Raw genomic sequence first — 23596 nt, 5'->3', positions numbered from 1 at the left:
TTCACGGGAGAACCATCATGATGACTTCGATCACCGCACTGCTGCTCGCCGCATTGGCGCCGGCGGCGGGCGCGCAGGCAGCCGAGGCGCAGGGTCCCTCGCCCGCAGCCGCGCCCGATTACGCCGACGAGGCGAACTGGCTCTGCCTGCCCGGGCGCGCCGATGCCTGTGCCGTGGACCTCACCGCGACCGTGGTCGAGGCGGACGGCAGCACCGAAGAGATGGCCTTCGAAGCGGCCGAAGATCCGGCCGCGGACTGCTTCTATGTCTACCCGACGGTTTCCACCGATCCGACGCCGAACAGCGATCTCAGCATCGACGAGGCGGAGCGGCGGGTCGCCGCCGCGCAGGCGGCCCGCTTCGCCGAAGCCTGCCGCGTCTATGCGCCGATGTACCGCCAGGTGACGCTGAGCGCGCTGCGCAGCATCATGACCGGACAGGAGAGCGGCGCGGACGGCGAGATGGCGTATCGCGACGTCGCCGACGCCTTCTCCCATTACCTCGAAAACGAGAACGAAGGCCGTCCCTTCGTCCTGATCGGCCACAGCCAGGGAACGCGCATGCTGACCCAGCTCGTCGCGAATGAAATCGACGGCCAGCCGCTCCAGGACCGGATGCTGTCGGCCATGCTGATCGGCTTCAATGTTGGCGTTCCCGAAGGCGAGACGGTCGGCGGCACCTTCGAGAACGTGCCGCTTTGCGAGGAGGCGTCCCAGACCGGATGCGCGATCAGCTTCGTGACCTTCAAGTCCAATGCGCCGCCGCCTGCATCCACCCGCTTCGGCCGGTCGGATGACGAGGCGCTGGACGTCGCCTGCGTCGACCCGGCCGCGCTTCTCGGCAAGGACGAACTCGACGCCTATCTCGGCGCGCGGACCTTCACGAGCGCCGGCCGTCAGCCCCAGCCTTGGGTCGAGGGCGCCGAGGTCGACACGGATTGGGTCAAGGTGCCCGGCCTCCTGACCGCGCAATGCAAGTCGGAAGACGGAGCGCAATACCTCTCGCTCGACGTGAATGCCGATCCGTCCGATCCGCGCACGGACGACATCGGCGGCGAGGTGCAGGTCATGGGACGCGTGCTGCCCGATTGGGGCCTGCACCTGATCGACGTGAACGTCGTGCAGGGCGACCTGATCGAACTGGTCCGCCGCCAGAGCGACGCCTATCACGGGGCGGCAGACTAGCCGCCCCGCACCGCAAGGCTGCCCCCGGGGCGAGTTCGCGCCCGGGGGGCCGGCTGCCTATTGGATCGTCGAGCCGCCATCGACGACGATGGTCTGGCCGTTGACGTAGCGGGCGGCATCCGAGGCGAGGAAAACGGCCGCGCCCGCGATGTCTTCCGGTTCGCCCATGCGCCGCATCGGGTGGTGGCGCTCGAACTGCGCCTTCGCTTCGGGATTGTCCCACAGCGCCTTGGCGAAGTCCGTCTTGATGAGGCCCGGCGCGATGCAATTGGTCCGCACGCCATGCCGGCCGTATTCGACCGCGTAGTTGCGCGCGAGCTGGAAGTCCGCGGCCTTCGAGACATTATAGGCGCCGATCGTCTCCGATCCCTTCATCCCGCCGATCGAGGAGACGAGGATGATCGCGCCCGCCCCCCGGGCGATCATGTCCGGCGCCGTGAGCTGGATCAGCCAGTGGTTCGACAGGACATTGTTGTCGAGGATCTTGCGGAACTTCTCGTCGGTGATGTCGTCGAGCGATCCGTAATGGGGGTTGGAGGCGGCATTGCAGACCAGCGTGTCGATGCTGCCGAAGGCCGATTTGGCCTTGGAGACCATGGTTTCGAGATCGGCTTTCGAGGAGATGTTCGCAGGCAGAGCGATCGCGCTGCCTTCGCGCCGCGCGTTGAGCTCGTCCGCAACCGCCCGGCAGGCCTCCTCCGTGCGGCTCGAGATGACGACCCGGCCGCCCTGCGCGACGAAGGCCTCCGCGATGGCCTTCCCGATGCCGCGGGACGAGCCGGTGATGATGGCCGCGCGGCCTGTCAGGTCGAACATATTGCCTCCTTCGAAATGAGCGTTCGCATACCCGTTTTTCTAAGACAATCGGCCCCGGCCGGCCAGAGCTTGCGGGGCGGCGTGGGGACCGCATTGCAGCGTGACGACTGTTCCTGCCACTGCTAGGACAAAGCATGTCAATCAATGTCGTCGCCGCTCCGGAAACCGAGCGCTACCAGCAAAAGCGCCGTCTCGTCCTCGAAGCCGCTACGCGTTTGATGAATGATCGCGGCGTCAAGGGCATGACGTTCTCGGATGTCGCCAAGGCGATCGATCTGAACACGACCAGCGTCACCTATTACTACAAGCGCAAGGATCTGTTGGCCGCGGCTGTTCTGGAGGACGCGCTCGACCGGTTCGCCGAACTTGCCGAGAGGGCGGCCGAGGCAGACACTCCGCGCGAGCGGGTGGACCGTTTCCTGCGCGGCACCCTCAGAATGTACAGCCGGATCCGTCTGGAAGAAGAAGCGCCGATCGCGAACCTGTCGCATATCCGGGCGATGGAGGAGCCTCAGCAATCGCTTCTGAACACCCGCTATGTCGCCCTCTTCCGAGCCGTGCGCGGCTTTTTCGGCGATGACGGGGCGGCCAGCCGCCCGCTCATGACGGCGCGGGCGCATGTCCTTCTGGAGAACGTCTTCTGGATGCAGGCCTGGTTGCGGCGCTATTCCCTGGGCGATTTCGAGCGCGTGGCATACCGCCTCTTCGAGGTCCTCAGCGACGGGTTCGCGCCCGAAGGCGCGCGGTGGACGCCCGTCCCGCTCACCATCGATGAGGACGCCCTGCGCAGCGGCATTGAGGGGATGCCCGACGCATTCCTCAGGGCCGCGACTTCCCTCATCAACGAGCGCGGCTATCGCGGCGCCTCGGTCGAGCGCATCGCGTCGGAACTGAATGTCACCAAGGGCAGCTTCTACCACCACCTTGCGAGCAAGGATTCGCTGGTCCTCGAATGCTTCTCGCGCAGCTATGGGCGAGTTTCGCTGGTCCAGCGCGCCGCCCAGAAGCAGGACGGGCGCTATTGGGACCAGATCGCCTCGGCGGTGACCACGCTTCTCGACGTGCAATTCTACAGCGACGCGCCGCTCCTGCGGACGACCGCCCTCTCCGCCCTCCCTTCAGAGTTGCGCGACGATGTCCTGTCGCGGTCGAACCGCATGGCCCGGCGCTTTGCCGGCATGATGATCGACGGAATCACGGAAGGTTCGGTGCGGGCGGTGGATCCGCTGATCGCGGCGCAGGCGCTGCTCGCCATGTTGAACGCTGGCTACGAGCTACGCCGCTGGGCGTCCGAGCAGGACCGCGAAACGGCGATCGCGGATTATGCCTCGACCGTCGCCTACGGCCTGTTCCGCGAACCGGTGAGGCCATAAGGGGCGGCCGGGCACCCGCCCGGCCGCTGGTCCTGCTTCAGAAGTCCTTGGTCAGGCCGATCTTGTAGGTCCGGCCGAACGGATTCCCCGTGAAGGGATCGTAGCTGTAGTCGAGACGGGCAAGAGGCGGATCCTCGTCGGTGATGTTGAACACCGTCGCCGCCAGGAGAAGATCATTGCCCAGATCGACCTGCACGTTGAAGTCGAGAGTGATCTGCTCGTCGATCTCGGCGCCCTGGAGCAGGCGCGGGTTCCCCACGATGTCCTCGCGCAGGCGGAAGGGGCCCGTGCCCTCCTGGGCGCGGCGGTCGTCATAGCCGCCGATATAGTTGAGCGTTAGGCGCAGATCCGTCCGGTCCCAGCCGAGATCCGCATAGGCCTGGCCCTTCCACTCCGGCACGGGATAGGCAGTCGTCTGGAAGTTCAGCGCCCCGGCCGCATCGAAGGCCGGCTGCACGACGATGCCCTCGACGATCTGGTCGCTGACCTCGTATTCGATCATGTAGGTGGCGGTCGCGCCGATGCCGAACGTCCCGCCGTTCAGCACGTCGTCCTTCACATAGTTGACGATGAAGTCGAGGCCGGACGTGTCGACGCTGCCGCCATTGACGATGTTCGTCCGCACACGAGCGATGTTGTTGATGTCGCAGACGCCTTCGGTGAAGGTGAAGCGGCTGCGCAGGCCCCCGAAGGCAGGGTCCGTGCAGTTGGAGGGATCGGCGAACAGCGTCGAGACGAGGCCATTGAGCGGCTCGGTGACGATCGTGTCCTCGATCTCGTAGCGCCAATAGTCGACGCTGGCGTTGAGGCCGCCATGGCTGAAGAGCGCGCCGGCCGAGTAATTGGTCGCGGATTCAGGCTGGAGCGCCTCGTTCCCGATGACGTCGACCGGCTTGAAGGTCGTCTGGATCAGCTGGAGCACCGTGATCGAGCCCGGCACGGTGGACGAGGCGTCGGGTCCGCGGAAGGTCGTGCCGACCGAGCCGCGCAGCGCGAAGGTGTCGTTCATCTGCCAGCGGCCCGTGATCTTTGGATCGAAGGTCGATCCGGTATCGCCGCCATAATCCTCGTAGCGGGCCGCGAGCTGGACGTTCAGCCGGTCGGTGATCGGGAGCTGCAATTCCCCGAACACCGCCCAGACCTCGACGCTGCCCTCCGCATTGGCGTTGGTTCCGAGGAAGGCGAGCGCGCCGGTCTGCGCTTCGCAGGTCGCGTTGGGATTGATCGACGAGGACGGGCACGGGAAGTTGGCGAGATTGTTGTTCTCGCCATAGATCGTCTCGAAATTCTGCTCCCTGTACTGGGCGCCCGCGCCGAAGCGCGCTTCGCCGCCCGGAAGCTCGAAGCCGACCGGACCGCTGACGACGCCGTCCAGAACGAAGAGCTCGTTCTCGGTGCCCGAGCTCGTCTGCACGAAGAACCAGTCGTTCAGCTCGCTGTTGTCGTTGAACGGCCCGGCGGCATCCGGATTGACCGCCCCGGTGCCGAGGTTCCGGCGGATCGCATTGCCGAAGGGGTTGAGGTAGAAGCAGCCCGCCGCCGCATCGCCTGCATTGGCCGGATTGGTGAAGTCGCAGTTCGGGCCGCCAAGGCCGTTGAGCGCGAGGTTCACCCGGTCCCCGAAGGAGTCCCAGCCAGAGAAGTACCGGTCATAGCGGTGATAGGTGGCGCTCAGCTCATAGGCGTGGTCGCTTCCGAACTCGCCCGAGAGCGAGCCGGTGAAGCGCCATGATTCGGACTCCCGGAACCCCTCCTGTGCCGCGGTCGGTCCATCGAATTCCGGGTTCCCGCCGAGCAGGAAGGGCCGGTAGAGCAGCGTCGGGAAGAGCACGCCCACCGTCCCGGGCGCGAAGGCGCCGGGATTGTCAGCGGCATATTGCTGGAAGCCGGGGTTCGAGGCGGGCACGAAGAAGCCGCTGCCCTGCCCGCCCGGGGGCTGGGTCAGGACATAGGAGGGGGAGCTGAGATAGCGGGGCACCTCGGACTGTCCGTAGAGCGCGGTGAGTTCCAGCTCCGATGTCTCGGACACGGCATAGGTGACCTCGCCATAGACCTGGCCGCGATTTTCCTCTTCGGCGAGGGCGTCGAAGACGGTGTACTGCGTCCGGCAGAAATTGCGGGCATCGACATAGCCGCCCAGCACCCCGCAATCGGCATCGGGGGTCAGGCCCGCATTCGGCCCCGTGATCGGCGCGCCCTCGGGCGTGAAGCCGAGCACCCCGATCGGCAGGAAGGTCGCGGGATTGCCGCCGCCGGTCCAGCCGCCTTCGGGGTTCTCCTCATACGGACGGACTGCGAAGTCGCGGTCGCGCGCGAGGAGCAGCGAGCGGTGCTGATAGCCCGCCGAACCGAAGAGCGACAGGCGCTCTCCCTGCCAGCCATAGCTGACGCCCAGATTGTAGTCGCCGTCCGAGTCGTCGATGAACTTGTAGTCGCCCGTGAGGCGGAGGCCTTCCTGATTGGAGCGGGTGATGAAGTTCACCACCCCTGCGATCGCGTCCGACCCATAGGTCGCCGCCGCGCCGTCCTTGAGGATCTCGACCCTGCCGATGCCGTTGATCGGCAGGAGGTTGATGTCGACGAAGGGAATCGCGCCCGTCGCGATGAGGCGCTTGTTGTTGAGCAGGACGAGGGTCCGCTCCGGCCCGAGGCCGCGGAGGTTGACCGAGGCGCGGCCTTCGGTCGCCTGCGCCCGCCCGTCGAACTGGTTCGTGTCGCCGATGACACCGCTGGAAACCGGCAGGTTCTTGAGAAGCTCCACCGGCGTAGGCGTGCCGAGTTTTCGAAGCTCATCCTCGCCGATGACATCGACCGGCAGGGCCGCGTCTTCGGGCGTGCCGCGGATCACCGATCCGGTCACGATGATCGTGTCCTCCGGCTCGATGGAGGATGCGAGGGGCTCGGTCTCTTGCAGGATCGGCCCCGGCCTGTCGTCGTCCTGCGCCCATGCGCCGGCCGGAGCGACCAGCGCGAGAGCGGCCGTCGCCTGTAGCGTTGCCTTGAGTGTCATTGTGCATCCTCCCCTGCGGGGCCTCTGTCGGGCCCATACCGTTCCTTCGGATGTGAGAACGGATTTGAGGGGTCGTCAACAGATCAAGCTGAATGCTGCACTGCACATTCGATAGTTACCGCTAACATCGGTCTATCCTGTTGTAGGGAATCTATAGCGGGGCTCCTTGACCGAAGTCACAAGTACAAATGCTGCAACTGCGAGAAAGAGAATCGCGAGCACGAAGACGGGAACGAAGCCGAATGCGCTGGCGATCAGCCCGCCGACCAGCGGGCCGAGCGCGGCCATGCTGGTTTCGGCCGTCGTGGAGAGGGCGAGCCGCATGGGCACGTCGGCCCGATCGCCGAATTCGAGCACCAGCGTCGGTGCGCTGAGCAGGTAGCCCGACATGGCGGCGCCAAGGCCGAAAAAGGCCAGGAAGAACTGCCACGGCGCCTGCGCGAAGATCAGGACGAGGAGCGCGGCGATCCAGGTCAGCACGACCAGGATCATCACCGCGCGGAACCCCCGCCGATCGCCGAGATAACCCCAGACGAGATTGCTGACGGTGTCCGCGCCGAGGAAGGCGACGGAAAGAAGCCCTATGGCCGTCCCGTCGACCTCCATCTTCTGGCCCGCATAGAGGATGCAGAAGGGCAGCGAGATCCGCCCCGCCGTCGTCAGGAGCTGCGCGAGGAGGAAGTTGCGATAGTCGCGATCCTCGATGAGCTTGGGAAATTCGCGCAGCCGGTCGCGCACCCGCTTGCGCTCCCGCACGGTCGGCGCATCGGGCTCGCGCAGGAGGAGGTAGAGGACGGAGAGGCCCGCGCTCGTCAGCACGAAGCTGATCATGAAGGTCGCGGCGTAGCCGTTGCCGAGCACGTCGTTCTCGATCAGCGTCGCACCGGCCCAGAAGGACAGCGCCGCCGCGATGGCGCCGCCGAAGAGGTTGCGCCAGGCCTGGAGCTGGCCCCGCTTCCGGACCGGGATGACCTTGGCCATCAGGAACTGGAAGGCCACGCGCTGGGAGCCGAGATAGAAACCCAGCATCGTCAGGAAGAAGAAAGTCGCAAGGACGAGCGGCGCGCCCGACAGGATCCAGCCGCTGAGCGCGAGGCCGAGGATCGCCACCCGCATCATGGTGCCGATGGAGACGGCCGCAGGCAGCACGCGACGCTGATGCTCGATCCGGGTCGCGCCGATCACGGGAGAGAAGATCGCTCCGACCTGGAGCAGCGACTGGCCGAGGCCGACGAGGAAGGGCGAACCGGTCAGCGCGAAGAGATAGGCGGGAACGAAGGTCGGCGCGAAGATCAGGCGGAACCCGGTCATGCCGAGGCAGCCATGCGTGAAATGCGCGATATAGTTCCGGCGCAGATTTTCCCGGACGAAGCGGTCATAGGCCGCTTCGTCCATGGCCGGCTCTGGCGCCTCCGGCCCGCCGCCGGCGAGCCGGAAGGGCCGCATGCTCAGTACCCGCTCAGCCGGGCGAAGCGCTCGCGGTGGAAGCTCGCATTGCCATAGGCGTTCTCGAGAATCCGGGCCCGCTTGAGATAGAAGCCGGCATCGTAATCATCCGTCATGCCGATGCCGCCGTGAAGCTGGATCAGCTCGCGGCTCATCAGGTGAGTCGTCTCGTTCGCGACCGCCTTGGCGAGCGAGGCCATGACCGGCAGGTCGGCCCGGTCCTGATCGACCGCGACCAGCGCCGCCTCGACCGTCGAGCGCATCAGTTCGATCTGCGTGAACAGGTGGGCCATGCGGTGCTGCAAGGCCTGAAAGCGGGACAGGATCTCGCCGAATTGCTCGCGCGTCTTGAGATAGTCGAGCGTCATGTCGAAGGCCTGCGAGCACAGGCCCAGCATCTCCGCGGCCGTGCCGATCCGGGCGCGGTCGAGGATTTTGTCGAGAAGCGCGGCGCCGTCCTCCTCGCCGAGCAGCGCGTCGGACGGCAGAGAGACGCCTTCGAACTGCACGAAGGCGTGGCTGCGGCTGTCGACCATGCTGCGCGCGGAGCGGCTGACGCCCTCCGCATTGCCGGGAACGAGGAAGAGGCCGATCCCCTCGCCGGTGCGCGCGGCGACGATGAAGAGGTCGGCGCTGTCGCCCTCCGGGACATAGGCCTTGGTGCCCGACAGGACGAAGCCATCACCTCTCTTTTCGGCCTTGGCCTCGATCTTCGCGGGATCGTGGCGCGGGCCTTCGTCGACGGCCAGCGTGCCGATGGTCTCGCCGCTGGCGAGGCCGGGCAGCCAGCGCTCCTTCTGCGCGTCGCTGCCGCCGAGCATCAGCGCGCTGACGGCGACGAGGCCGCTGGACAGGAGCGGGCTCGCCGTCAGCGTGCGGCCGGTCTCCTCCAGCACGAGGCCGAGGCCGAGGACGCCGAATTCCGAGCCGCCATAGCTCTCCGGCGCGATGACGCCGGTCCAGCCCATCTGCGCCATCTCCTCGAAGGTCGAGCGGTCGAAGCCCGCCACCGCCTTCCGATCCCGCAAAGCGCGGAAGGCGCTGACCGGTGCTTCATTCGCGGCCCAGTCGCGCGCCATGTCGCGCAGCATCGTCTGTTCTTCGTTGAGGGTAACCATGAGCTCGCTCCCCTGCCCTTACTGGTGGTCCAGCATCCCGAGGATGCGCTTGGCGATGACGTTGTTCTGAATCTCGGCCGTGCCGCCATAGATCGAGGTGGCCTTGCCCCAGAGCCAGCTGCGGGTTGCGGAAAGCTCGTCCTCGGCGAAGCCTTCTCCGTCCCAGCCGAGGCCGTTCATGCCCATGATCTCGAGGATCAGCTCGGCCCGCTCCTGCTGCACCTTGGTGCCGACATTCTTGAGGATGGAGCTGATCGTGGTCGGCCCGCCGGTCTTGGCGTTCTCCATCACCCGCTGCGCGGTCAGCATGAAGCTGCGCGCCTCCATGTCGTGCCGGATGATGCGTGTGCGGAGGTCGGGGTCCGCGATGCGCCCCTCTTCGTCCGTGCCGATATAGCGCTTAGCGAGATCGGCGACGGAGGGGCCCATGAACCCCGCGAGGCGCGAGCCGCCGGACAGGTTCGTCCGCTCATGCTCCAGAAGGCGCTTGCCGATGGTCCAGCCCTGCCCCTCCTGTCCGACGAGGTTCTCCTTGGGCACCTTCACGTCGGTGAAGAAGGTCTCGCAGAAGGGCGAGGCGCCGGAGATCAGCCGGATCGGCCGGACCTCGACGCCGAGCGTCTTCATGTCGAGGAGGAGGAAGCTGATCCCCTCATGCTTGTGGTGGGTCGAGGTGCGCACCAGCGCGAAGCACCAATCGGCCCACTGACCACCCGAGGTCCATGTCTTCTGGCCGTTGACGAGATAGTGGTCGCCCTTGTCTTCCGCCTTGCATTTCAGGCTGGCGAGGTCGGAGCCCGCGCCCGGTTCGGAATAGCCCTGGCACCAGCGGATCTCGCCGCGGCAGATCGGCGGGATGTGGCGCTGCTTCTGCTCTTCGGAGGCGAATTCCAAGAGGGTCGGCCCGAGCATCATGACGCCCATGCCGCCGATGGGGTTCCATGCCTTGGCGCGCATCATTTCCTGGTTGAGCACCTTGGCCTCGGCGCGGCTGAGCCCGCCGCCGCCATACTCCCTGGGCCAGGTCGGCGTGCCCCAGCCGCGCTCGCCCATGGCGGTCTTCCACCTGGCGGCCTCGGGGCTCATCTCGTCATCGCCCTCGACCGAGGACATGACATTGTCCTTGCCGACGAGCGAGGGATCGAAATTTTCCGCCAGGAAGGCGCGGACTTCGTCGCGGAACGCTTCGAGCGGGTCGGTTTCTGCTTTCTCTGACGCAGACATTCTGCCTCCTGATCGTGTCGTTAGCTGGCGAGCGTCGTCTTCACCGGCGGGGCGCCGGCTTCGATGGTGGCCCTGGTGGCGGCCTGGCGCTCGCGGTCGATGTGGTAGAATTTGAGGAAGACCGCGCCGCCGCAATAAAGGACGAGCAGCGTCGGCACGTAGACGAGGGCGAGGTCGCGGATCACCTCGGGCGGCACCGGCGTCCCCCGCCCGCCCTCCGGCATGCCGACGGCGGCGAGGAGCAGGCCGGCGGCGAAGACGCCGAGGCCCGAAGAGCATTTCTGCATCAGGCTGTTGGCGGCATAGAAAAGGCCCTCTGCCCGCCGCCCGGTCGCCACCGCCCGTTCGTCAACAACATCGCCGATCATGGAATGGACCAGCATGGCCGAGGCCGCGCCGCAGGACACGTAGAGCGCCTGGAAGACGAAGAGCGAGGGCAGGAGCGCCGGGTGGCCGTTCGGCCAGAAGGCGCCCGCAAAGCGCAGCGCGAAGGGCGTCATCGCGAAGAGAACCGCGGCCACGGCGAGGGCCACGGCGCCCGCCCGCTTGCCCATCCTGCGCGACAGGACGGGCCCGACCACGAAGGCCGCGCCCGCCGCAACGATCCCTTCGAAGGTGAGGACCCCGACCTGCCAGGCATTGAGCCCCCAGAAATAGGTCGCGAAATAGAGGCTGAGCGCGCCGGTTATTCCGATGGCGGTGTATTTCATCACCCCGAAGGTCAGGATCGCCAGGAAGCCCCCATGCCGGAAGGTGCGGAAGATGTGCTGGAAGGTCCGGATCACGCCCTCCCCCTCGCGCTTCTCCGGCACGCTGAGATAGGGGATGCGGTTGTGGGTGCCGATCGTCGAGAGGAGCACCGTGCCCAGCATCAGCGCGGCGCCGACAATGCCGAAGGTCATGTAGCCTGCAGGATTGAGCTGCCCCACGGGATAGCCTTCTGTCGGGCGCAGGAAGACGAAGAGCGCCAGCGCCGCCATGCCGTAGCCGCCGAGATAACCGAAGAGATAGCGGTAGCTCGCGAGCGTCGTCCGCTCGTCATAGTCGCTGGCGAGTTCCGGGGCGAGCGCGCTGCTCGGGATCTCGTAGAAGGTGATGAAGGTCCGCACGAGGCTGGAGACCACCACGACATACCAGAACAGGCCCGTGCCGCTGAGCCCCTCCGGCGGCATCCACAGGAGCAGGAAGGATGCGGCGGCCGGAAGCGCCGAAGCATACATCAGGGGATGGCGCCGCCCCCATTTCGTCCGCAGGCGGTCGGAGAGCTGCCCCACCACCGGGTCCGACACTGCGTCGACGAGCAGGGCGAAGAAGACCGCCCCCGAGATCAGCGCGACGGGCGCCCCGATCACCTGGTTGTAGTACCAGACGAGGAAGGTCCGGAACGCGGCATCCTTGATGCCGTAAGAGAGCGAGCCGACGCCGTAGAGCAGCTTGGTGCCGCTGCCGAGAGGCGGCACGCCGCCGGGCCTTGCGATCGGACGTGTCATGAACCGTCCCTCCCTGCCGCGCCCCTGCCGGACGCTCTTTTTTATAGTCCGCCGGTCGTACTCCCTTTTCGATTCGATGGAAACCATCCCGCACACGGGCCTGCGCCGCATGTGCGCCTTGCGAAGAAAGCGGCCCGGCAGATAAGCAGGAACGAACGGTGCGGGACGAGCACGCCGCTGCGCGCGAATGCCGGCCGCCAAACGACAACAGCAGGCCGACCCTTCGAAACGCAGCGGCCTCGGGAGGAAACCAATGCGCGAAGCCGTCATCGTCTCGACCGCCCGCACGCCCATTGGCAAGGCCTATCGGGGTTCGCTCAACCAGGTGCTCGGCCCCACCCTCGGCGCCCATGCGATCAGGGCCGCCGTCGAGCGCAGCGGCGTCGATCCGGCCGAGGTCGAGGATTGCATTCTGGGCACGGCGCGGCCGCAGGGCCCGCAGCATGCGGTCGGCCGGACGGCGGCCCTTCGTGCAGGCCTGCCGGTCAGCGTGCCGGGCCTGACCATGGACAGGGCCTGCGCGTCGGGCCTGATGACCATCGCGACGGCGGCCAAGCAGATCATCACGGACAGGATGGACGTCATCGTCGCGGGCGGGCTCGATTCGGTTTCGACGACCCAGACCGACCGCTATTGGCGTGCGCCCGATCCCGAACTCGTGGCCATGCATCCCTTCATCGACATGCCGATGCTGGAGACCGCCGAAGTCGTCGCTCAGCGCTACGGCATCGCGCGCGAAGACATGGATGCCTATGCGCTCCAGTCCCAGCAGCGCGTGGCGCAGGCCAAGGCCGAAGGGCGCTTCGACGACGAGATCGTGCCGGTGAGCGCCGTGATGGCAGTGAAGGACAAGAAGACGGGAGAGACCTCCGAGCGCGAAGTCACGCTGACCGAGGATGAGGGCAACCGGCCGCAGACGACGATGGAGGCGCTGGCGGACCTGAAACCCGTCATGGAGGACGGCACCATTACCGCCGGGAATGCGAGCCAGCTCTCGGACGGCGCCTCGGCCTCGGTCCTGATGGAAGCGAAGGAGGCCGAGCGGCGCGGGCTCTCCCCCCTCGGCCGCTATGTCGGGCTTGCCGTGGCCGGGACCGAGCCCGACGAGATGGGCATCGGCCCCGTCTTCGCCGTGCCGAAGCTGCTCGAGCGCTTCGGCCTGTCGCGCGACGATATCGATCTGTGGGAGCTGAACGAGGCCTTCGCGGTGCAGACGATCTATTGCCGCGACCGGCTCGGCCTGCCCAATGAGCGCTTCAACGTGAATGGCGGCGCGATTTCCATCGGCCACCCCTTCGGCATGTCGGGCGCGCGCCTGACGGGGCATATCCTGATCGAGGGCAAGCGGCGCGGCGCCCGCTGGGTCGTCGTCACCATGTGCGTCGGCGGCGGCATGGGCGCGGCCGGCCTGTTCGAGGTCCTTTGAGCCTCAAGCCGTCTTCGGCGCCTCCTGCCCTTCGCTGAGACCGGCGAAGGGCCCCTCGCCCGCCACATAGCGCTCTGCGCGCCAGCCGCCCTCGGCGCGGGTCAGGGCATAGATCATGTCATTGCCCTGGCGGAGCGTCAGCGCGTCCGCCTCGGTCAGGCCGAGCAGGCCCTTGATCATCGCGCGGCCGATGAAGCCGTGGCTGACGATGGCGACGCGCTGCGCGGCGCCCGCCAGAACCTCGCTCAGGAAGGTGCCGCCCCGGCGCTCGAGATCGACGAAGTTCTCGCAGCCGGGTGGCCGGTAGTTCCACATATCGTCCCGCCAGGCCGCCCATTCGTCCGGCCAGCGCTCCATGACCTCCTGGTAGAGGAAACCGGACCATTCGCCGGCATGCCATTCCTTCAGCCGGTCGTGATAGGTCACGGGGCAGTCGGTGCGGGCTGCGATCGTCTCGGCGGTATCCCGCGTGCGCCGCAGCGGCGAGGCATAGATGCGGTCGACCCCGAGCCTCGCGAGCAGGACGGCGTTGGCCTCGGCCTGCGCGCGGCCGCGCTCTGTCAGGCTCGACTCCCACTGCCCCTGCATCCAGCGTTCGGCATTCCAGTCGGTCTCGCCGTGACGGACGAAGTAGAGGACATCGGCCATCAGCTTTTGCGGTCCATCATCCGGATCAGCCCCTCCTGCGCGACGCTGGCGACGAGCGTGCCGTCGCGGCGGAAGATGCTGCCGGTATTGTAGCCCCTCGCGCCGCCGGCCCAGGGACTGCGCGTCGTGTAGAGGTGCCATTCGCCCATATCCGTCGGCGCGTGGAACCAGAGCGCGTGGTCGATGCTGGCAGAGCGAAGGCCCGGCGTGATCCAGTTCACCCCGTGGGGCATCATCGCGGTGCCCAGAAGCGCCATGTCCGAAGCATAGGCGAGCACGGCCCGGTGCAGCATCTCGTCGCCCGTCACCGGCGCCGCCGCGCGGAACCACATGTGGTGAAGCGGTTCGGCGGGCTCCGGATCGATCATGCGGGCATTCACCCGGCGGATCTCGATGGGGCGGGGCCGCGACATCCAGGCGCGGAATTTCGGATGGGCGTTTTCGAGATCGTCCACCACCTCGGCGTCGCTGCGCAGATCCTCCGGCGCCGGCACGTCCGGCATCTCGTCCTGATGGCTGAACCCCTCCTCCTCGGTGTGGAAGGAGGCGATCATGTTCAGGATCGTCTTGCCATGCTGGGTCGCCACCACGCGGCGGTTCGAGAAGCTGCGCCCGTCATGGTCGCGCTCGACCTTGTAGATGACCGGCGCGTCGACATCGCCGGCGCGCACGAAATAGGCGTGGAGGGAGTGCGGCGCCCGCCCCTCCTCGACCGAATGCGCGGCGGAGGCGAGAGCCTGCGCGACGACCTGGCCGCCGAATATGCGGGGGCGTCCGTCGGGATATTCGTCCCGCCCGCCGCGGAAAAGATCGGTGTCGAGCCGTTCCACCTCGAGAAGGTCGAACAGCGCTTTTGCAAGAGTGGGGGCGTCGGCGGAGAAATCCATACTGCTGTTTCGAGTGGCGTCCGGCCCTTGTTCCAGCCGCCGCCCGCCGAGGCAAGTCGCCGCCATCACCCCTTGCAGAGTGGCCCCGCGGCCCCGCAGGCGCTACGCTGCCCCCAAGCGCCATACGATCAGTTCGAAAGGAGCGATCATGTCCGCCTCGACCGCCGTGCCGCCCAAGGCCGAGACCCGCTTTGACTGGTCCGATCCGCTGCTTCTCGATCAGCAGCTTTCCGACGAGGAGCGGATGATCCGCGATTCGGCGCACAGCTATTGCCAGGACAGGCTGATGCCCCGGGTGATCTCGGCCAATCGCGAAGAGCGCTTCGACCGCGAGATCCTGTCCGAGATGGGGGCGCAGGGCCTGCTCGGCGCGACCGTGGCCGAGGAGTATGGCGGGGCGGGTGCCAGCCATGTCGCCTATGGCCTGATCGCGCGCGAGGTGGAGCGGGTCGATTCGGGATACCGCTCCGCGATGAGCGTGCAGTCCTCGCTCGTCATGTATCCGATCGAGGCCTTCGGCACCGAGGAACAGAAGAAGGAATATCTTCCCGGCCTCGCGAGCGGAGAGAAGGTCGGCTGCTTCGGGCTGACCGAGACCGATGGCGGCTCGGACCCCGGCGCCATGCGGACCCGGGCGGAGAAAGTGTCCGGCGGCTACCGCCTCAACGGCTCGAAGATGTGGATCACCAACTCGCCGATCTGCGACCTCGCCGTGGTCTGGGCCAAGCTCGACGGAGACATTCGCGGTTTCGTCGTCGAGCGGGGCACGAAGGGCTTCGAGACGCCCAAGATCGAGGGCAAGCTCAGCTTGCGCGCGAGCGTCACGGGCGAGATCGTGCTCGACGATGCCGAAGTGCCCGAAGAGGCGCTGCTTCCCAATGTGCGGGGCCTGCGCGGGCCCTTCTCCTGCCTCAACAAGGCGCGCTACGGCATTTCCTGGGGCGCGATGGGCGCGGCGGAATTCTGCTGGATGGCCGCGCGGGACTACGCGATGGAGCGCATCGTCTTCGGAAAGCCGATCGCGGGCACCCAGCTCGTCCAGAAGAAGCTCGCCGACATGCAGACCGAGATCGCGCTCGGCCTTCAGGGCGCTCTGCGCCTCGGCCGCCTCCTCGACGAGGGCGCCTATGTTCCCGAAGCGATCTCGATGATGAAGCGGAACAATTGCGGCAAGGCTCTCGATATCGCCCGGCTCGCCAGGGACGTGCATGGCGGCAATGGCATCTCCGAGGAATATCACGTGCTGCGCCACGCGATGAACCTCGAAACGGTGAACACCTATGAGGGCACGCATGACGTGCACGCCCTGATCCTGGGGCGCGCCATGACGGGCCTCCAGGCGTTCCAATAGGGCTCAGCCGACCACGCCGCCCTCGCGCAGGCGGGCGATCTCGCCCGCTTCGAGGCCGAGCTCCGAAAGGATGGCCTGCGTATCGGCGCCCGGCGCGGCTGCCTGCTCGGGCGGCCGGGTTCCGGTTTCCGAATAGCGCGGGGCGGGGGCGGGCTGGATGCGGCCTGCCACCTCGGCGAAGGTGCCCCGCGCGGCATTGTGCGGATGCCGCGGCGCCTCAGACAGGGAGAGGACCGGCGCGAAGCAGGCATCCGTGCCTTCCAGGATCTCGCACCACTCCTCCCGCGTCCGCATGCGGAAGAGCCGCGTCAGGAGCGCGCGCTGCTCTTCCCACCGGCCGGTCTGCATCTGCGCGCGCATGGTCTCGTCCCCGGCCAGGCCGAGGCGCTCCAGCAGCAGCGCGTAGAAGTGCGGCTCGATGGCGCCGAGAGCGACGAACTTGCCGTCCTTCGTCTCATAGGTTTCGTAGAAGGGGGCGCCCGTGTCGAGGAGGTTCACCCCGCGCTCGTCTCTCCACATGCCGCTGGCATGCATGCCCCAGGTGATCGCGCCGATCAGCGCCGAGCCGTCGGTCATGGCGCAGTCGATCACCTGTCCCTCGCCGCCCCGCTGCACATGGAGGAGCGCGCTGACCATGCCGAAGGCGAGCATCATGCCGCCCCCTGCGAAATCGCCGAGATAGTTGACCGGCGGCGTCGGCTTCTCCCCCGCCCGCCCGCAAGTGTGCAGCATGCCGGACAGCGCGATGTAGTTGATGTCATGGCCGGCGGCCTGCGCGTAAGGGCCGTCCTGCCCCCAGCCGGTCATGCGGCCATAAACGAGCTTCGGATTGTCCCCGAGCAGGGTATCAGGCCCGAGGCCCAGCCGCTCCATGACGCCGGGGCGGAACCCCTCGATCAGGCCGTCCGCGCCCGCAGCGAGGCGCCGGGCGAGCGCGACGCCTTCCTCGGACTTGGTGTCGATACCGATCGTGCGGCGGGAGCGGTCGAGCGGGCTCGCATCGAGGACCGGGGCCGCGCCGACCCGCTCGATACGGACGACCTCCGCTCCGTGATCGGCGAGCATCATGCCGCAGAACGGCCCCGGCCCGATTCCGGCGAATTCGACGATCCGCAATCCGCTGAGGGGTCCGTGCATCGAGGCCGCTCCGATCATTGATGCCGCGAGCCTGCGCGATCGCCCCGATTCGATCAACGCCGCCTTCCCTTCCTCCGCTTCCCGGAGAGGTTGTCGGCGCTACGGGCCGGTTCGCCCGGCGGCAGAAATCGGGTACCCAAATCCTTCGCTTTCCTCCTTTTTCGGCCGCGACGGGCCGCGGGCTGTCATGAAACTGAAGAGGAAGCTCCTTAACACTCCGGTAATCACCCGCCGGTCCCGGCATCGTTCCACACGACTCCGAAGAGCAATCATGATCCGACGCCCCGCAACGCGCCGCCGCCTCCTTGCGGCCACCGCCCTCGCCTATCTCAGCCAGAGCGTCATCGGCGCCCAGGCCGCCACGGTCTTCGTCAACGAGTTCCACTACGACAACACCGGCGGCGACACCGGCGAGTTCTTCGAGATCGCGGGCGAGGCCGATACGAGCCTCGATGGCTGGAAGCTCGTTCTTTACAACGGCAACAACAACGCGGCCTACGGCACGATCGACCTGTTCGGCACGCTGACGGATCAGGCGAACGGCTACGGCTTCGCGACCTTCGACTATTCGGGCATCCAGAACGGCTCGCCGGACGGCTTCGCGCTCGTCGACGATGCCGGATCGGTCGTCGAATTCCTCAGCTATGAGGGCAGCTTCACCGCCTCGGGCGGCGCCGCGGACGGCCTGACCTCCACCGATATCGGCGTTTCCGAACCGGGCAGCACGCCGGTCGGCTACTCGCTCCAGCGCACCGGCATGGGGTTCGAGGGCAGCGACTTCGAATGGACCGCGCCGCAGCCGAACACGGCCGGCAGCATCAATGCGGGGCAGAGCTTCGGCCAGCCCCAGGCGCCGACCGAGCCGCCCGCGCCGCAGACGCTCGCCATCTACGAGATCCAGGGCGCTGGCCATGTCTCTGCCTATGAAGGCCAGGCCGTGGAGACGACGGGCATCGTCACCGGCCTCGCCTCCAACGGCTATTACGTCCAGGACGCCGAGGGCGACGGCGATATCGCGACCTCTGACGGCGTCTTCGTCTTCACGGGCGGCAGCCCCGCCGTCGCGGTCGGCGATGCGGTCTCGATTTCCGGCGAAGTCACCGAATACCGCCCGTCCAGCCAGGCCGAGGCGCTGACCCTGACCGAGATCACCTCGGCCACGACGCAAGTCCTCAGCAGCGGCAATGCCCTTCCCGAAGCGGTCATCATGGGCCTCGACGGCCGCACCGCGCCGACCGAGACCATCGACGATGACGGGCTGACCTCCTTCGATCCGCGCACGGACGGGATCGACTATTACGAATCGCTTGAGGGGATGCTCGTCCGCCTTCCCGGCGCGCAGGCCGTCTCGACGGCGAACCGCTTCGGCGAGGTCTACGCGGTCGGCAATAGCGGCGCCTATGCCACCGGCATGAACGAGGCGGGCGGCATCACGATCTCCGAGGGCGACTTCAACCCCGAGCGGATCCAGATCCAGCCCGGCAACGGCACCGATGTCGCCTCTCCGAATGTCGGAGACGGCCTCGGCGACGTGACCGGCCATCTCGGCTACAGCTTCTCGGACTACGAGATCGTCACCGCCACCGATGTCGCCGTCACCGAAGCGGCGAACAACACGCCCGAGGTCACGACGCTCGTCTCCGGACCCCGCGCTCTGACGGTCGCGACCTACAACATCCAGCAGGCCACGGCCTCGGACAGCGACCGGATCGAGGCCCTGGCCCAGCAGATCGTCGGCAACCTCAAGAACCCCGACGTGATCGGCCTTCAGGAAGTCCTGAAATCCAGCAGCGCCTCTCCCGAAGAGACCCTCCAGGCCCTCGCCGACGCCATCGTGGAAGCGGGCGGCCCGCGCTATGACTACACCGTCCTCGACCCGCAGGACGGCGGCACGATCCTGCCGGCCTTCCTCTATACGGGCGATGTCGCGCTCGAATCGAGCCAGCTCCTGCCCGGCGCGGAGAACGATCCGGCCTTCGACCGCACGCGCACGCCGCTGGTCGCGACCTTCACCTTCGGCGGCGAAGAGTTCACGATCATCAACAACCACCTGACCTCGCGAATCGGATCGAGCCCGGCCTTCGGGGCGACCCAGCCTCCGATCGATGGGGGCGAAGACCGCCGCGTCGCGCAGGCCGAGGCGATCAACGCCTTCGTCGACAGCTTCCTCGCCAGCGATCCGGACGCGAATGTCATCGCGCTCGGCGACTTCAACGCCTTCCAGTTCAGCCCGGCCCTCCAGGCGCTGATGGGCGAGGATGGCGTGCTGACCAACGCGATCGAGCTGATCGCGGAGATGACGGACGCCTATACCTACAATTTCGAGGGCAACAGCCAGGCCCTCGATCACATCCTCCTCTCGGCCCAGCTGCTCGAAGCCTATGGCGTGTCTCTCGACTTCGTGCACCTGAACACGCTCTTCGCCGATGCGGTGAGCGATCATGACCCGATCCTGCTCCAGATCGCGCTCGGCGACGCCATCCCGCTGCCGGCGGCCTTCTGGATGATGCTGGCCGGTCTCGCCTCGGTCTTCGGCCTGCGCCGCCGCGGCAGCGCCCATGCTTAAGGGCCTCGGCGCAAGCCTTGCCTGCCTCCTCGTCCTCGGCGTCGCGCACGCCGAGGACACAGAAGGCCGCTTCGCCGCCAAGGGCGCCGGGGCGGCTTCGTGTACCGACTTCGCCTCCGCGTTCGAGGCGCGCGACGAGGCGGCGAAGGACATGCTGCTCTGGGTGGCGGGCTATCTGACCGCCGCCAACCGCTTCCTGCCCGAGACCTACGACATCGTCAGCTGGCAGACCGACGGCCTGATCGCGACCTCCCTCGCCTCCTGGTGCGAGCGGAACCCGCAGGCCAGGCTCTATGACGCGGTCGGCGCCATGGTCGAGGAGCTGTCCGGCGACCGTGTGCGGGAGAGAGACGAGACCGTCCGCATCGCCGTCGGCGAGCGAAGCCGCGAGCTGTATGCCTCGGTCCTCCGCCGGATGCAGGGGCGCCTCGCCGAGCAAGGATACGAGGTCTCGCAGACCGGCCGCTTCGACGCTGCGACCCGGAACGCCGTCCGCCGCTATCAGGACGCGGTGGGGCTGGCCGCGACGGGCTTTCCCGACTCCCTCACGCTCGCCCGCCTGTTCGGGGCCTGAAAGCCGCAAGGGGCGGCGCATTGACGGGCCGCCCCGCACAGTCCTCTACTTCCGCCAAAAACGGACAGACGGAGGACGCCATGCGCAATTTCACCGAAGAGCAGACCCTGTTCCGCGAGAGCTATCGGCGCTTCCTCGCCGAAGAGGTCGCGCCGAACATGGAGCGCTACCGCGAGGAAGGCATCGTGGACCGCCGCGTCTTCGAGAAGGCAGGCGCGCAAGGCATGCTCATGGTCTGGCCCGACGAGAAATATGGCGGCCTCGGCGATCCCGATTTCCGCTACGAGCAGATCATCATCGAGGAGACGGTGCGGGCCGGCTGCGGCGAGTGGTACAACACGCTGCACTCCCGCCTCGTCGGCCCCTACCTCCAGAACCTCGGCACCGATAAGCAGAAGGAGCGCTTCCTGCCCAAGGCCGCCTCGGGCGAAGCGATCCTCGCCATCGCGATGACAGAGCCCGATGCTGGCAGCGACCTGTCAGCGATCAAGACCCGCGCCGTGGACGAAGGCGATCATTTCCGCCTCAACGGCGCGAAGACCTATATCTCGAACGGCATCAATGCCGACCTCGTCATAGTCGCGGCCAAATGCGAACCCTTCGACAAGCCGCACTCCATGGTGCTGCTCGTGGTCGAACGGGGCATGGAAGGCTTCGAGCGGGGCCGGAACCTCGAAAAGATCGGCCTGCACGCTCAGGACACGGCGGAGCTCTTCTTTCACGATGTCCGCGTGCCGAAGGAGAACGTGCTGGGCGAGCCCGGACAGGGCTTCCGCTATCTCATGCAGGGCCTCGCCGAAGAGCGCCTGATCGCCGCCTGCGGCTATCTCGCCAGCGGGCGGCGGGCCTTCGACGTGACCCGGGACTTCGTCCTTGAGCGCCCCTCCTTCGGCGGGCGGGTCAGCGACCATCAGAACACGCAGTTCAAGATGGCCGAGATGGATACCGAACTCGAGATCCTCCAGGTCTTCGTCGACCACTGCGTGACAGAGCACAATGAGGGCCGCCTGTCGCCGAACATGGCGGCCAAGGCCAAGCTCCAGACCTCGGAGGCCGAATGGCGCATGGCCGATCTGGGGCTCCAGCTCCATGGCGGGGCTGGCTACATGAAGGAATACGAGATCTCCCGCATCTTCACCGATGCGCGCATGTCGCGGATCTATGCGGGCAGCTCGGAGATCATGAAATACATCATCGGCCGCGACGTCTTCTCGCAGAGCTATCGCAGCTTCCTCGACTGATCCTCGGCGGTGACCCGCGGCGCTGCGGGCGCTATCGCCGCTTCATAGAACACCAAGGGAAGGAAGCCGCTTCATGGATATCCAGGACAAGGTCGCCGTCGTCACTGGCGGCGCATCCGGCATCGGCGAGGCCAACGCCCGCCGCTTCGCCGAACTCGGGGCCAAGGTCGCGATATTCGACCGCGACGACGAGAAGGGCGAGACGGTCGCGGGCGAGATCGGCGACAATGCACGCTACTACCGCGTCGACGTCACCAAGGAAGACGACGTCGCGGCGGCGGTGAAGTCGGTGGTGAGCGATTTCGGCGCCATCCATATCTGCATGAACTTCGCCGGCATCGCCATCGGCGAGAAGACGGTGGGCAAGAACGGCCCGCATGCGCTCGACAGCTTCCGCCGGGTGATCGACATCAATCTCGTCGGCACCTTCAACGTGCTGCGCCTCTGCGCCGAGGTCATGTCGGGACAGGACCCCGTCACCGAGGACGGCCAGCGCGGCGTGATCGTCAACACCGCCTCCGTCGCCGCCTATGAGGGCCAGATGGGGCAGGCCGCTTATTCAGCCTCCAAGGGCGGGATCGTCGGCATGACCCTGCCCATCGCGCGCGACCTCGCCCAGGCGGGGATTCGCTGCAACACCATCGTGCCGGGCCTGATCCATACCCCGCTCTTCGATGCGATGGAGCAGAAGGTGGTGGACGCCCTGTCCGCCACCGTCCTCAACCCCCGCCGCCTCGGCAAACCCGACGAAATTGCGCGGACCGCGCAGTGGATCGTCGAGACCGACTACGTCAACGGCGAGAGCATCCGCGTGGACGGCGGCATCCGCATGCAGCCGCGCTGACGCGCCTCAGCCTCTCTGCGCGGCCAGAGCCAGGTCGCGCAGAGAGGTCTCTGGGTCTTCGAGCAGGTGCCGCTCGACCCTGCGCCCGACGAGCTTCTTCGCCGCCATGAAGGCCGCGGGCTCGTTCACGGCATCGACCGCGATCAGACTATCCTTCGCGAGGTAGAAGACCGCGAAGCTGCGCGCTTCGGGCGCGCCGCGCACCACAGTCGCATCGTACCCGTCCTGAAGGCCGACCGTCTGGAGCTTCAGCTCGTACTGGTCCGACCAGAACCACGGGATCTGCGCATAAGGCTTCGGGCTGCCGCACAGCGCGGCAGCGGCCGTCTTGGCCTGCTCCAGCGCATTGTGAACGGATTCGAGCCGCAGGCGGCGGTCGAGCAGCGGGTTGGGATGGTTCGTGCAGTCGCCCACGGCATAGACCGCCGGGTCCTCCGTGCACGCGTTCTCGTCGACGAGGATGCCGTTATCCGTCGCCAGCCCCGCCTCGGCCGCGATCCCCTGATTGGGCAGAACGCCGATGCCGTAGACCACGAGATCGGCGGGAACCCGCGTTCCGTCCGCGAGGCGCACAGCCTCGACAGCGCCCTCCCCTTCGATTGCTTCGGCTTGCGCGTCGAGGCGCAGATCCACGCCCTCTTCGCGATGGACCCTAGTGAAGAAGTCCGAGACGAGCGGGCTCGTCACGCGGGACATGACCCGGTCCTGCGCTTCGAGGACAGTGACGTTCAGCCCGCGGCGCTTGGCCACCGCCGCCACTTCGAGGCCGATATAGCCCGCGCCGATGATGACGAGATGCTGCGCGCTGTCGAAGCGCTGCTTGATCGCATCGACATCGGCGATGCTGCGCAGGCCGAAGACCCCGCCGAGATCGGCGCCCGCGCAGGTCAGCGGCCGGGGCCGCGCACCGGTCGCCAGAAGCAGCGCGTCGTAAGGCAGGCTGCCGCGATCCGTCTCGACCCGCCTTGCTGCCCGGTCGATCCGAAGCGCCCGCTCGCCAAGGCGCAGGGTGACGTCATGATCCGTGTAGAAGCTCTCGGGCCGGAAAAGGAGGCGCTCGGCGGGCAGTTCGCCGCGCAGATAGGCCTTGGACAGAGGCGGGCGCTGATAGGGGGGATAAGGCTCCTCCCCAACCACGATGATGGCTCCGGACCAGCCGCCCGCGCGCAGGCTGGCGCAGGCCTGCCCCGCCGCATGCCCGCCGCCGATGATCACCAGATCCGCCATGGAACCTCCTCAGCCTTTCTCGCGCTCCTATGCT

Annotated in this window: 18 protein-coding genes; 8 read left to right on the top strand and 10 right to left on the bottom strand. The window is 67.1% G+C overall.

Annotation, left to right across the window (positions count from 1 at the left end):
* Positions 1–17 precede the first annotated feature (17 nt).
* Positions 18–1184: a DUF3089 domain-containing protein gene (locus tag IE88_RS0110265; protein ID WP_031554004.1), complete on the top strand. Its 1167-nt coding sequence runs from the start codon at positions 18–20 to the stop codon at positions 1182–1184.
* 57 nt (positions 1185–1241) lie between these two features.
* On the opposite strand, the gene IE88_RS0110260 is transcribed toward IE88_RS0110265, so the two are convergent.
* On the bottom strand, positions 1242–2000 hold the full coding sequence (locus IE88_RS0110260) for an SDR family NAD(P)-dependent oxidoreductase (protein WP_031554002.1): 759 nt from the start codon (positions 1998–2000) through the stop codon (positions 1242–1244).
* 134 nt (positions 2001–2134) lie between these two features.
* Here IE88_RS0110260 and IE88_RS0110255 point away from each other — a divergent pair, with 134 nt between their 5' ends.
* Entirely contained in the window at positions 2135–3373 is a 1239-nt protein-coding gene (locus tag IE88_RS0110255; protein ID WP_031553998.1) for a TetR/AcrR family transcriptional regulator, read from the top strand.
* Positions 3374–3410: 37 nt separating this feature from the next.
* On the opposite strand, the gene IE88_RS0110250 is transcribed toward IE88_RS0110255, so the two are convergent.
* The 5 genes from IE88_RS0110250 to IE88_RS0110230 all read right to left on the bottom strand — a co-directional run bounded on the left by IE88_RS0110250 (position 3411) and on the right by IE88_RS0110230 (position 11661).
* On the bottom strand, positions 3411–6383 hold the full coding sequence (locus IE88_RS0110250; protein WP_036767019.1) for a TonB-dependent receptor domain-containing protein: 2973 nt from the start codon (positions 6381–6383) through the stop codon (positions 3411–3413).
* A 132-nt stretch (positions 6384–6515) separates the two neighbouring features.
* Positions 6516–7829, bottom strand: a complete 1314-nt coding sequence (locus IE88_RS0110245; protein ID WP_202900485.1) for an MFS transporter — start codon at positions 7827–7829, stop codon at positions 6516–6518.
* A 2-nt stretch (positions 7830–7831) separates the two neighbouring features.
* On the bottom strand, positions 7832–8947 hold the full coding sequence (locus IE88_RS0110240; RefSeq protein ID WP_031553989.1) for an acyl-CoA dehydrogenase family protein: 1116 nt from the start codon (positions 8945–8947) through the stop codon (positions 7832–7834).
* An 18-nt stretch (positions 8948–8965) separates the two neighbouring features.
* Positions 8966–10171 carry an acyl-CoA dehydrogenase family protein gene (locus IE88_RS0110235; protein ID WP_031553986.1) on the bottom strand — a complete coding sequence of 402 codons (1206 nt, stop codon included), beginning with the start codon at positions 10169–10171 and terminating at the stop codon, positions 8966–8968.
* Between the two features lie 20 nt (positions 10172–10191).
* Positions 10192–11661: an MFS transporter gene (locus IE88_RS0110230; protein WP_051881894.1), complete on the bottom strand. Its 1470-nt coding sequence runs from the start codon at positions 11659–11661 to the stop codon at positions 10192–10194.
* Positions 11662–11914: 253 nt separating this feature from the next.
* Here IE88_RS0110230 and IE88_RS0110225 point away from each other — a divergent pair, with 253 nt between their 5' ends.
* Positions 11915–13087, top strand: a complete 1173-nt coding sequence (locus IE88_RS0110225; protein ID WP_031553980.1) for an acetyl-CoA C-acyltransferase — start codon at positions 11915–11917, stop codon at positions 13085–13087.
* 3 nt (positions 13088–13090) lie between these two features.
* On the opposite strand, the gene IE88_RS0110220 is transcribed toward IE88_RS0110225, so the two are convergent.
* Together IE88_RS0110220 and IE88_RS0110215 are read right to left on the bottom strand one after the other, a co-directional pair.
* A complete protein-coding gene (locus IE88_RS0110220; RefSeq protein WP_051881893.1) occupies positions 13091–13735 on the bottom strand; it encodes a histidine phosphatase family protein in 645 nt (214 codons plus the stop codon).
* Complete coding sequence (locus tag IE88_RS0110215; protein WP_031553973.1) at positions 13735–14622, bottom strand: acyl-CoA thioesterase; 888 nt, start codon at positions 14620–14622, stop codon at positions 13735–13737. The genes IE88_RS0110220 and IE88_RS0110215 overlap by 1 nt, the downstream gene beginning before the upstream one ends.
* Before the next feature lie 148 nt (positions 14623–14770).
* Between IE88_RS0110215 and IE88_RS0110210 the strand changes: the two genes are divergently transcribed.
* Positions 14771–15973, top strand: a complete 1203-nt coding sequence (locus IE88_RS0110210; protein ID WP_051881891.1) for an acyl-CoA dehydrogenase — start codon at positions 14771–14773, stop codon at positions 15971–15973.
* Positions 15974–15976: 3 nt separating this feature from the next.
* On the opposite strand, the gene IE88_RS0110205 is transcribed toward IE88_RS0110210, so the two are convergent.
* Positions 15977–17110 (bottom strand): CaiB/BaiF CoA transferase family protein, encoded by a 1134-nt coding sequence (locus IE88_RS0110205; protein ID WP_031553967.1) that lies wholly within the window; start codon positions 17108–17110, stop codon positions 15977–15979.
* Between the two features lie 271 nt (positions 17111–17381).
* Here IE88_RS0110205 and IE88_RS0110200 point away from each other — a divergent pair, with 271 nt between their 5' ends.
* The 4 genes from IE88_RS0110200 to IE88_RS0110185 all read left to right on the top strand — a co-directional run bounded on the left by IE88_RS0110200 (position 17382) and on the right by IE88_RS0110185 (position 22335).
* Positions 17382–19676 carry an endonuclease/exonuclease/phosphatase family protein gene (locus IE88_RS0110200; RefSeq protein WP_051881889.1) on the top strand — a complete coding sequence of 765 codons (2295 nt, stop codon included), beginning with the start codon at positions 17382–17384 and terminating at the stop codon, positions 19674–19676.
* Entirely contained in the window at positions 19669–20250 is a 582-nt protein-coding gene (locus IE88_RS0110195; protein WP_031553961.1) for a peptidoglycan-binding protein, read from the top strand. Before IE88_RS0110200 ends, IE88_RS0110195 begins: the two co-directional genes overlap by 8 nt.
* Positions 20251–20330: 80 nt before the next feature.
* Complete coding sequence (locus IE88_RS0110190) at positions 20331–21491, top strand: acyl-CoA dehydrogenase family protein (RefSeq protein ID WP_031553958.1); 1161 nt, start codon at positions 20331–20333, stop codon at positions 21489–21491.
* Positions 21492–21564: 73 nt separating this feature from the next.
* Positions 21565–22335: a 3-hydroxyacyl-CoA dehydrogenase gene (locus IE88_RS0110185; protein ID WP_031553955.1), complete on the top strand. Its 771-nt coding sequence runs from the start codon at positions 21565–21567 to the stop codon at positions 22333–22335.
* A gap of 6 nt (positions 22336–22341) precedes the next feature.
* Here IE88_RS0110185 and IE88_RS0110180 read toward each other — a convergent pair whose 3' ends face one another.
* Complete coding sequence (locus tag IE88_RS0110180; RefSeq protein WP_031553952.1) at positions 22342–23562, bottom strand: NAD(P)/FAD-dependent oxidoreductase; 1221 nt, start codon at positions 23560–23562, stop codon at positions 22342–22344.
* Positions 23563–23596 lie beyond the last annotated feature (34 nt).

Origin of the sequence: Parvularcula oceani (assembly GCF_000733125.1) — a bacterium.
GTDB classification, from domain to species: Bacteria; Pseudomonadota; Alphaproteobacteria; order Caulobacterales; family Parvularculaceae; genus Parvularcula; species Parvularcula oceani.
This window is presented reverse-complemented; position numbering and strand designations above follow the sequence as displayed.

Excerpts from the sequence above, each read along its gene's own strand:
- IE88_RS0110255 (WP_031553998.1), top strand. The coding sequence starts at position 2,135 with ATGTCAATCAATGTCGTCGCCGCTCCGGAAACCGAGCGCTACCAGCAA.
- IE88_RS0110185 (WP_031553955.1), top strand. The coding sequence starts at position 21,565 with ATGGATATCCAGGACAAGGTCGCCGTCGTCACTGGCGGCGCATCCGGC.
- IE88_RS0110190 (WP_031553958.1), top strand. The coding sequence starts at position 20,331 with ATGCGCAATTTCACCGAAGAGCAGACCCTGTTCCGCGAGAGCTATCGG.
- IE88_RS0110195 (WP_031553961.1), top strand. The coding sequence starts at position 19,669 with ATGCTTAAGGGCCTCGGCGCAAGCCTTGCCTGCCTCCTCGTCCTCGGC.
- IE88_RS0110245 (WP_202900485.1), bottom strand. The coding sequence starts at position 7,829 with ATGCGGCCCTTCCGGCTCGCCGGCGGCGGGCCGGAGGCGCCAGAGCCG.
- IE88_RS0110180 (WP_031553952.1), bottom strand. The coding sequence starts at position 23,562 with ATGGCGGATCTGGTGATCATCGGCGGCGGGCATGCGGCGGGGCAGGCC.
- IE88_RS0110250 (WP_036767019.1), bottom strand. The coding sequence starts at position 6,383 with ATGACACTCAAGGCAACGCTACAGGCGACGGCCGCTCTCGCGCTGGTC.
- IE88_RS0110220 (WP_051881893.1), bottom strand. The coding sequence starts at position 13,735 with ATGGCCGATGTCCTCTACTTCGTCCGTCACGGCGAGACCGACTGGAAT.
- IE88_RS0110225 (WP_031553980.1), top strand. The coding sequence starts at position 11,915 with ATGCGCGAAGCCGTCATCGTCTCGACCGCCCGCACGCCCATTGGCAAG.
- IE88_RS0110200 (WP_051881889.1), top strand. The coding sequence starts at position 17,382 with ATGATCCGACGCCCCGCAACGCGCCGCCGCCTCCTTGCGGCCACCGCC.
- IE88_RS0110240 (WP_031553989.1), bottom strand. The coding sequence starts at position 8,947 with ATGGTTACCCTCAACGAAGAACAGACGATGCTGCGCGACATGGCGCGC.
- IE88_RS0110265 (WP_031554004.1), top strand. The coding sequence starts at position 18 with ATGATGACTTCGATCACCGCACTGCTGCTCGCCGCATTGGCGCCGGCG.
- IE88_RS0110230 (WP_051881894.1), bottom strand. The coding sequence starts at position 11,661 with ATGACACGTCCGATCGCAAGGCCCGGCGGCGTGCCGCCTCTCGGCAGC.
- IE88_RS0110205 (WP_031553967.1), bottom strand. The coding sequence starts at position 17,110 with ATGCACGGACCCCTCAGCGGATTGCGGATCGTCGAATTCGCCGGAATC.
- IE88_RS0110215 (WP_031553973.1), bottom strand. The coding sequence starts at position 14,622 with ATGGATTTCTCCGCCGACGCCCCCACTCTTGCAAAAGCGCTGTTCGAC.
- IE88_RS0110235 (WP_031553986.1), bottom strand. The coding sequence starts at position 10,171 with ATGTCTGCGTCAGAGAAAGCAGAAACCGACCCGCTCGAAGCGTTCCGC.
- IE88_RS0110210 (WP_051881891.1), top strand. The coding sequence starts at position 14,771 with ATGTCCGCCTCGACCGCCGTGCCGCCCAAGGCCGAGACCCGCTTTGAC.
- IE88_RS0110260 (WP_031554002.1), bottom strand. The coding sequence starts at position 2,000 with ATGTTCGACCTGACAGGCCGCGCGGCCATCATCACCGGCTCGTCCCGC.